This is a genomic window from Escherichia sp. WS1450 (genome assembly GCF_046487395.1).
GTDB classification, from domain to species: domain Bacteria; phylum Pseudomonadota; class Gammaproteobacteria; order Enterobacterales; family Enterobacteriaceae; genus Escherichia; species Escherichia coli.
In genome coordinates, this window is record NZ_JBJQJO010000136.1 from 1 (window position 1) to 844 (window position 844).

At 51.2% G+C, this 844-nt stretch carries 2 pseudogenes; one reads left to right on the top strand and one right to left on the bottom strand.

The annotated features are described in order from the left end of the window. Positions 1 to 447, top strand: a pseudogene (locus tag ACJHYR_RS27940) (hypothetical protein); the annotation flags it as partial. Between the two features lie 17 nt (positions 448 to 464). Here the strand turns inward: ACJHYR_RS27940 and ACJHYR_RS27945 are convergent. Further along, positions 465 to 844 (bottom strand): annotated as a pseudogene (locus tag ACJHYR_RS27945) (ProQ/FINO family protein); the annotation flags it as partial.

Consider the following 844-nt stretch of genomic DNA (forward strand, 5'->3'; position numbering starts at 1 on the left):
CTCCATTCGGCAGAAGGAAACATCAACGGACAACAGATTCATGCATTCTGTACTTCCTTTTACCGACAGGTGCACGAGCGTATTACTGAACGTAATCACACGGCCAGTCCAGCACCACCGGTGGTATTACGCTGGTTGCGGGAACAACATGGAGGAGCAACAATGCGATGCCTGTTGCTGCTCAGCCAGACGAGCATTTGCCATCCACGGGTCAGTGCCACGGTTGATGAAGAATGTTCGCAACGGGTGGATTTATTGCAACAGACATGGCGGGTGATAAGTGCTGACGGACAATGCCGGGTGGAAAGGTGTTTTCAGGCTGCCCGGGGTGATACATCCGGCCAGTATATTGCGTTAAAAACAGTTGCATTGTCTCTGGGGTTACCGGTTGTGACCGGTATTACCCATCGCCCGGTACAGCGCTGTACATTGATTACAGCTCAGTGAACAGCGCTGTTGTGCAGTCAACGAGGTTTTCTGTCTTTTCGTCGGTCATTCAGCATCATTAAACGGGTCTCTGCCTCTTTCTGTTCCTGTGGTGTCACTTCCCCGCACGGCTGACCGTTCAGGTTGTAACGGGCGCCACCTGCTATTAACGCACGGTAATAGCGCGGAGACTGCACATAAGACGCCACTGCTGCATGTAATGTACCAGCGCCAAACGCCAGTTCTCGGATGGCGATATCCTGTATCAGGTCGTCAGGTATCCCCACTTTAAGTGGTTTTGTTTTTTTCCCGGTTGAATGACTCAGGCCAGAGTTCCACAAGACGAATAATGCGCTTACGGTTTTTGCTCTGGCGTTTTGTCATGTCGCCACGGTGTTTTATCAGCAGGTTTCTGTTT